A 6,362-nucleotide genomic window follows, 5' to 3' on the forward strand; every position below is an offset into this window, starting at 1 on the left:
GAGGGCCGAGCCGCACGCAGCGGCCCGGCCCTGTCGAAGCGACCTACGGAAGCGGGATGACGCCGGTGTCGGTCTGGTAGCCGGTGACCGGCGCGTGCGGGATCTCCTCCCAGCGGGCCGGGTCCTCCTGCTGCACCTCGCCGGTGGCCATGCCGGTCAGGAGCTCCTGCAGCGCGATCACGTTCTGCTTGATCGACTTGCCGCGGGCCTTCTGGCCGAGGCTGCCGTCGCTCGTGTTGCCGCTCGTCTCGAAGAAGATCGCCGGGTTGCTGTGCCCCTCCGGGTTCAGCCCGTCGTGGTCGAGGCCGAGCATCATCGCCGAGACGACGCCGCCCTTGATGTCGATCTCGAGGCTGCCGCCGACCTGGTACCGGTCCATGTTGACGTACCCGTACTTCGCGAGCTCGTCGTAGACGTGCACGTGCATCTGCCGGGTGAGCACGTCGTACGCGCCGCCCTCGACACCCGGCAGCGTCGGACCGCCCGGGGCCAGCGAGATGCCGAGGGACAGGGTCACGTCGTCGCCCGTGCCGTACTCGCGCTTCAGGCCCTGGTGGTGGATGTCGACCGCGAAGGCCGGGTCGACCATCGTCCAGTACTCGTAGAAGGCCTCGGACTCCGCGGCGACGAACTTGCCCTCGCCCCAGTCGCGGTTCAGGTCGATCCGGGTGTCCGAGCCGTCCTGCAGGATCGTGTGGCGGATGTTCAACTCCGACCCGTCGGGGTTGTACATCGGGATCACGTGGAACGTGTACGTGTCGCGGAGCAGCGTCCAGTCGGGCGAGCCGTTGGTGCCGAGTTCCTTGAGGACGGCGAGGAGCGACTCGGTGCCGTAGGGCTCGTTGCCGTGGATGCGGCCCTGCAGCCAGACGGCCTCGGGACCGTCGCCGACGGTGGCGACGTAGAGGTCGCGACCGGACTCCGACGTCGAGACCGCGGTGCCGACCTCGGCGAGGGTCTGGACGTCGACGCCGAAGCGCGCGGTGTCCTCGAGCTTCTGGAGCTCCGCGACGAGGTCGTCGTAGGTCGCGATGCTCGCGGTGTTCGTGTTCCCCTCGGTCGACGGGAAGTTCGGATCGGCCACCGCCGGGGCTGCGGCGATGAGCGGTGCCGCCACGGCCAGCGCGGCGGCCGCGGCGAGGGTTGCGGTTCGGGATCGGTGGTGCGTCGGCGTCGGGCCTGTGGACATCGATGTCTCCCCTGTGAGTGCGACGTGCCGGTGAAGGCGGCACGAGCTCCGGGGATCACCCGGAAGGGGCTTTCCCAAGAGCGTGCTGTGAGCCTACGGAGGATCGACTCCGTTCTTCAAGGGACGTGCGTCCGCGGTTCGCCGCCCGTCCGCACCGTTCGTCCGGCAGCGGACGTCGCGCGCTGCGCGCCCGGCGCCCGACGCACGCCTCAGTGCGTCAGCGCGTCGATTCGGCCGGCTGGTCCTCGCCGTCGTCGACGTCGGCGCCCGCTCCCGCGGCGTCGGCCTCGTCCGCGCGCTGCACCGGGATCGCCTGCGTGAACTCCGACGCGCGCTGCTCGCCGTCCGCCGTCCCGGAGAAGAGCCCGGCTCGCGGCATGGAGCCGGTCACCGGACGCGACCCCGGCGCCTCACCGGCCGGCCGCTCCGGCTCGGACGCGGCATCCGTTTGCCCCTGCCGGCCCGCGCGCTCGTCCGCATCGGCCCGCTCTGTCGCCGGCTCCGCCCCGACGAGCACGCGCTGCTGCGGCAGCGCCTCGGCATCCTGCTCGCGGATCCACTCGACGAGGTCCTCGCGCACGAGGCAGCGGAGGTCCCACAGCGCCGCCGAGTCGGCCGCGCTCACGAGCACCCGGACGCGCACGAGGCCGCCGGTCGCCTCGGTGACCTGCAGCACCTTGGTGCGACCGTCGAAGAGCTCCTCGTCCTCCAGGATCCGGTCGAGCTCCTCGCGCATCGCATCGGTCGAGATGCGCCAGTCGACGTCGAGCTCGACGGAGCCGATGAGCGCGCTGCCGTACTTGGTCCAGTTCTGGAAGGGCTTCGTCGTGAAGTAGGTGCACGGCAGCACCACGGTCCGCTCGTCCCACGTGACGACCACGACGTAGGTGAGGGTGATCTCGCGGATGCGGCCCCACTCGCCCTCGACGACGACCACGTCGTCGACGCGGATGGCCTCGCTGAAGGCGATCTGGATGCCGGCGAACATGTTCGCGAGCACCGACTGCGCCGCGAGGCCCGCGACGATCGACGCGATTCCGGCCGAGGCGAGCACGCTGGCGCCGACCGCGCGCACGCCGGGGAAGGTGAGCAGGATGGCGCCCACGGCGAGGATCACGATGACGACGACCACGAGCCGGCGCACGATCTGGAACTGCGTGTGCACGCGTCGGGCGACCCGGTTGTCGGCGACATCCATCCGGTACCGGCTCACGCCCATGTCGGCGAGGAACAGGAACAGCTGCGCGACGAGCCACGCGCCCGCCGCGATCATCGCGATGAGGAAGGCATGGTCGACCGGCGGCCGCCAGTCCGCGTCGGGGAAGGCGAGCGCGATCGAGATCCAGGCGCCCGCGACGAAGAGCACCGTGCGGAAGGGCCACCTGGCGCGCCGGATCAGGATGGCCGCCCAGTCGCGGCGGCGTGCGACGGCGCGCACGATGATCGAGGCGATTGCGGAGACGACGAACGTGGCGATGACCGCGATCACGAGCGCGATCGCGAAGACCAGCACGGTCTCCCAGGTGGTGGCGTCGGGCACGGGGGGCTCCCTCCGGTCGGGCTCCCCAGCGTAGGCGGGGCCCCCGCGGCCGATGCAAACCGAGCGCGAACCTCTCGGGGTCTGCCCAGCCCATGCTGAGGGGACGGCCAGTGAGCCGGCGTGCCCGGTCGATGCCTCCCGCTGTGCGCGCCGCTCGGCGCGCTCAGCCCGCGTCGCGGGCGGCGATCCAGGCGCGGACCACCGCCTGGAGCGCGTCGCGCTTCTGCGCCAGCTCGGCGGCGTCGGCGAACTTCGCGACGCGCGAGACGTCGCCCTCGCCCTCGAGGAGCCCCTCGGGGTCGGGCAGTTCGGCGCCCCGGTGGAACATCAGGCTCGCGTGCGCCTTCGACTTCGGATAGAACGAGGCGATGTTGCCGCGGTACACGAAGGTCGGCGCCTGCCACTTGATGGTCTCGGTCACCCGCTCGTCGGCGTCGAGCACGGCATCGCGCACCGCCATCACGAGGTCGCGCTGCGGGTTGTCGTAGCGTTCGAACCAGGCGTCCACCGTCGGATCGTGCCGCACCATGCCCGCAGTATCGCACCGGTTCGGCGCCGCGACCAGAGGGGCGGCGGATGGTCCGCCGCGCGCGGGTAGCCTGAACGGATGGCGCTCACCGAGCTCGTCCCCCTCCCCGGCGGCACGTTCCGCATGGGCAGCGACGTCCACTACCCGGAAGAGGCGCCGCAGCACGAGCGGGTCGTCGCGCCGTTCGCGATCGAACGCCACCCGGTCACGAACGCGCAGTTCGCCGAGTTCGTCGCCGCGACCGGATACCTCACCACCGCCGAGCGCCCCCTCGACCCGGTCGAGTTCGCCGACGTCCCCGAACCCGACCGCGCCCCGGGATCCCTCGTCTTCACGCCGACCGACGGCCCCGTCGACCTGCGCGACTGGCGCCAGTGGTGGCGGTGGGTGACGGGCGCCGACTGGCGCCATCCGTTCGGCCCGGACTCGGACCTCGAGGGCCGAGCCGACCACCCCGTCGTGCACGTCGCCTACGCGGATGCCACGGCCTACGCCGAGTGGGCGGGACGCCGCCTGCCCACCGAAGCCGAGTGGGAGTACGCCGCGCGCGGCGGCCTCGACGGCGCCGAGTTCGCGTGGGGCGACGAGCGGACGCCCGACGGCGTCGTCATGGCGAACACCTGGCAGGGATCGTTCCCGTACCGCAACGAGGGCTGGGGCGGCACGTCGCCCGTCGGCTCCTTCCCGCCGAACGGATTCGGGCTGCTCGACGTCGTCGGCAACGTCTGGGAGTGGACCTCCGACCCGTTCACGCCCCGCCACGTGCCGCCGGGCGCGGCATCCGTCGACCGCGGCGAGCGCGCCGACCTGCTCGCCGGGCTCGCACCCTCGCGCGCGCTGCACGTCACGAAGGGCGGCTCGCACCTCTGCGCGCCCGAGTACTGCCGTCGCTACCGACCGGCCGCGCGTTCGTCGCAGGCCGAGGACTCGTCGACCACGCACCTCGGCTTCCGCTGCGCCGCGGACGCCGTGGGCTGAGGCGTCCGGCGGCCCTCAGCGGTATTCCGGGTTCGGATGCCCCGGCGTCGGCCGGTAGCCCCAGCGCTCCCCCGATTCCCAGTCGTCGGGGAGGTTCCCGAACGCGGGGATGCCACCGGCGTCCTTCAGCAGCTTCGCGACGTGCATGAGGTTGTACGTCATGAACGTCGTGTTGCGGTTCGTGAAGTCGTTCTCCGGGCCGCCGGAGCCCTCGTCGAGGTAGCTCGGGCCGGGACCCGCCTCGCCGATCCACCCGGCGTCGGCCGCGGGCGGGACCGTGTACCCGATGTGCTGCATCGAGTACAGCAGGTCCATGGCGCAGTGCTTGATGCCGTCCTCGTTGCCCGTGACGATCACCCCGCCGACCTTGCCGTAGAAGACGTACTGGCCGCGGTCGTTCCGCTCGCCGCTCATCGCGTAGAGGCGTTCGACGAGCCGCTTCGTGACCGACGAGTTGTCGCCCAGCCAGATCGGCCCGCCGATGACGAGGATGTCGGCGTCGCGGATGCTCGGCCAGATCTCGTCGGGCCAGGCGTCGGTCGACCAGCCGTGCTCGCGCATGTCGGGGTACACGCCGGTCGCGACGTCGTGGTCGACGAATCGGAACGCCTCCACGGCGACGCCGTGCTGACGCATGAGGGCCATGCTCGCGTCCATGAGGCCCTGCGTGTTGCTCACGGCCGGTGAACGCTTGAGCGTGCAGTTCACGAAGGCGGCCCTGAGGTCGCTGAAGTCCGCTGCTGTTGCCATGCGGCCGACGCTACGCCCGCGCGTCCCGAGGTCGCGCGTCCTTGACGGCGCCCCGGACGCGCGGTACCGCGGCGCCGCGTCCGACGACTCAGCCCCGCACTGGGAGCCCCGCACCGCTCAGTACCGGAGCAGGCTGGAGACCTCGAACCGGTCGCGGAGCCGGGCGCGGCCGCCGAGGGCGGGCAGCTCGATCGCGACCGAGACGCCGGCGACGAGCCATCCGGCCCGTTCGATCAGCGCCGCCGCGGCCTCGACCGTGCCGCCGGTCGCGAGCACGTCGTCGATGATCAGCACGCGGGATCCCGGCGGCAGCTCGCCCTCGTGCACCTCGAACGCGGCCGTGCCGTACTCGAGGTCGTACTCCTCGCGGAGCACCGCGCGCGGCAGCTTGCCCGCCTTGCGGATGGGGAGCACGCCCGCACCGCAGAGCGCCGACGCGGCGCCGGCGAGGAGGAACCCGCGCGCCTCGAGCCCGGCGAGGTGGTCGAAGCGGCCGGCGAAGGGCGCGGTCAGCGCCTCGGACAGGGCGTGGAAGGCGGGCCCGTCGGCGAAGACCGGCGTCAGGTCGCGGAACACGACGCCGGGCTCCGGGAAGTCGGGGATCGTCGCGAGCTTCGACTCCACCAGGTCGCGGACCTGCGCTTCGTTCACCGGATCACCCTACTCCCGGGTCGCTTCCATCCTTTCGTTCGATGCGGTCGGTCGCGCGCGCTTGAGAGGATGGCTCGGTGAGTTCCCCCGACCCGAATCCCTCGACCACCACGACCTCCGATCCGCTCCGGCTTCCGCCGGTCACGACGCCCGTGACCTCGGTCGCCCCCGGCCTCACGCCGAAGCGGCTGTTCCGCCTCCTCGCGGTCGCCGAGGCGATCACGTGGACGATCCTCATCACCGCGCTCATCATGCGGGCGACGCTCGGCCTCGACTGGGCCGTGCTGGTCGGCGGCTCCGTCCACGGCTTCGTGTTCCTCGCGTACGCGTTCACGGCGGCGCTCGTCGGCGTGAACCAGCGGTGGCCGCTCGGGCTCATCGTGCTGGGCGTCGTGTTCGCGATCGTCCCCTACGCGACGATCCCGTTCGAGGTGTGGCTGCTGCGACGCGGACGCCTCGACGGTCCGTGGCGTCGCGAGGCGACCGACCACCCCGCCGACGCGAACGTCGTCAACCGGATGCTGCGCTGGTTCCTCGCACGCCCGCTGCTGCTGACCGTGGCCGCCGTGCTCGGCATCGCGGCGGTCTTCACGATCCTGCTGCTGATCGGCCCGCCCGGCGGCCGCGACTGACCACTCGCCACGACCGGCACGACGAAGGGCGGGGCGGATGCCGGGCGCTTTCTGCCGGTCGTTGCAACACCTTGCCTGTTAGGTGCTCGTTAG

7 protein-coding genes are annotated in these 6,362 nt (G+C 72.0%); 2 read left to right on the top strand and 5 right to left on the bottom strand.

What is annotated here, in order from left to right:
* Positions 1 to 43: 43 nt before the first annotated feature.
* The 3 genes from GLX25_RS10455 to GLX25_RS10465 all read right to left on the bottom strand — a co-directional run bounded on the left by GLX25_RS10455 (position 44) and on the right by GLX25_RS10465 (position 3,258).
* Positions 44 to 1,189: a M14 family zinc carboxypeptidase gene (locus tag GLX25_RS10455; RefSeq protein ID WP_155842434.1), complete on the bottom strand. Its 1,146-nt coding sequence runs from the start codon at positions 1,187 to 1,189 to the stop codon at positions 44 to 46.
* 217 nt (positions 1,190 to 1,406) lie between these two features.
* The gene (locus GLX25_RS10460; protein WP_166548704.1) at positions 1,407 to 2,729 is read right to left on the bottom strand and encodes a mechanosensitive ion channel family protein; all 1,323 of its coding nucleotides are present in this window, start codon (positions 2,727 to 2,729) and stop codon (positions 1,407 to 1,409) included.
* Between the two features lie 163 nt (positions 2,730 to 2,892).
* Entirely contained in the window at positions 2,893 to 3,258 is a 366-nt protein-coding gene (locus tag GLX25_RS10465) for a DUF1801 domain-containing protein (RefSeq protein WP_155842435.1), read from the bottom strand.
* A 78-nt stretch (positions 3,259 to 3,336) separates the two neighbouring features.
* Here GLX25_RS10465 and GLX25_RS10470 point away from each other — a divergent pair, with 78 nt between their 5' ends.
* Positions 3,337 to 4,236 carry a formylglycine-generating enzyme family protein gene (locus tag GLX25_RS10470; protein ID WP_155842436.1) on the top strand — a complete coding sequence of 300 codons (900 nt, stop codon included), beginning with the start codon at positions 3,337 to 3,339 and terminating at the stop codon, positions 4,234 to 4,236.
* Positions 4,237 to 4,251: 15 nt separating this feature from the next.
* Here the strand turns inward: GLX25_RS10470 and GLX25_RS10475 are convergent, their stop codons facing one another.
* The gene (locus tag GLX25_RS10475; RefSeq protein WP_155842437.1) at positions 4,252 to 4,986 is read right to left on the bottom strand and encodes a flavodoxin family protein; all 735 of its coding nucleotides are present in this window, start codon (positions 4,984 to 4,986) and stop codon (positions 4,252 to 4,254) included.
* A 117-nt stretch (positions 4,987 to 5,103) separates the two neighbouring features.
* Positions 5,104 to 5,637: an adenine phosphoribosyltransferase gene (locus GLX25_RS10480; protein ID WP_166548705.1), complete on the bottom strand. Its 534-nt coding sequence runs from the start codon at positions 5,635 to 5,637 to the stop codon at positions 5,104 to 5,106.
* A gap of 152 nt (positions 5,638 to 5,789) precedes the next feature.
* On the opposite strand from GLX25_RS10480, the gene GLX25_RS10485 reads away from it, so the two are divergent.
* Complete coding sequence (locus GLX25_RS10485) at positions 5,790 to 6,269, top strand: DUF3817 domain-containing protein (RefSeq protein WP_166548707.1); 480 nt, start codon at positions 5,790 to 5,792, stop codon at positions 6,267 to 6,269.
* Positions 6,270 to 6,362 lie beyond the last annotated feature (93 nt).

It is taken from the genome of Agromyces luteolus, assembly GCF_009729855.1.
Classification (GTDB): Bacteria; Actinomycetota; Actinomycetes; order Actinomycetales; family Microbacteriaceae; genus Agromyces; species Agromyces luteolus.

Excerpts from the sequence above, each read along its gene's own strand:
- GLX25_RS10475 (WP_155842437.1), bottom strand. The coding sequence starts at position 4,986 with ATGGCAACAGCAGCGGACTTCAGCGACCTCAGGGCCGCCTTCGTGAAC.
- GLX25_RS10470 (WP_155842436.1), top strand. The coding sequence starts at position 3,337 with ATGGCGCTCACCGAGCTCGTCCCCCTCCCCGGCGGCACGTTCCGCATG.
- GLX25_RS10465 (WP_155842435.1), bottom strand. The coding sequence starts at position 3,258 with ATGGTGCGGCACGATCCGACGGTGGACGCCTGGTTCGAACGCTACGAC.
- GLX25_RS10455 (WP_155842434.1), bottom strand. The coding sequence starts at position 1,189 with ATGTCCACAGGCCCGACGCCGACGCACCACCGATCCCGAACCGCAACC.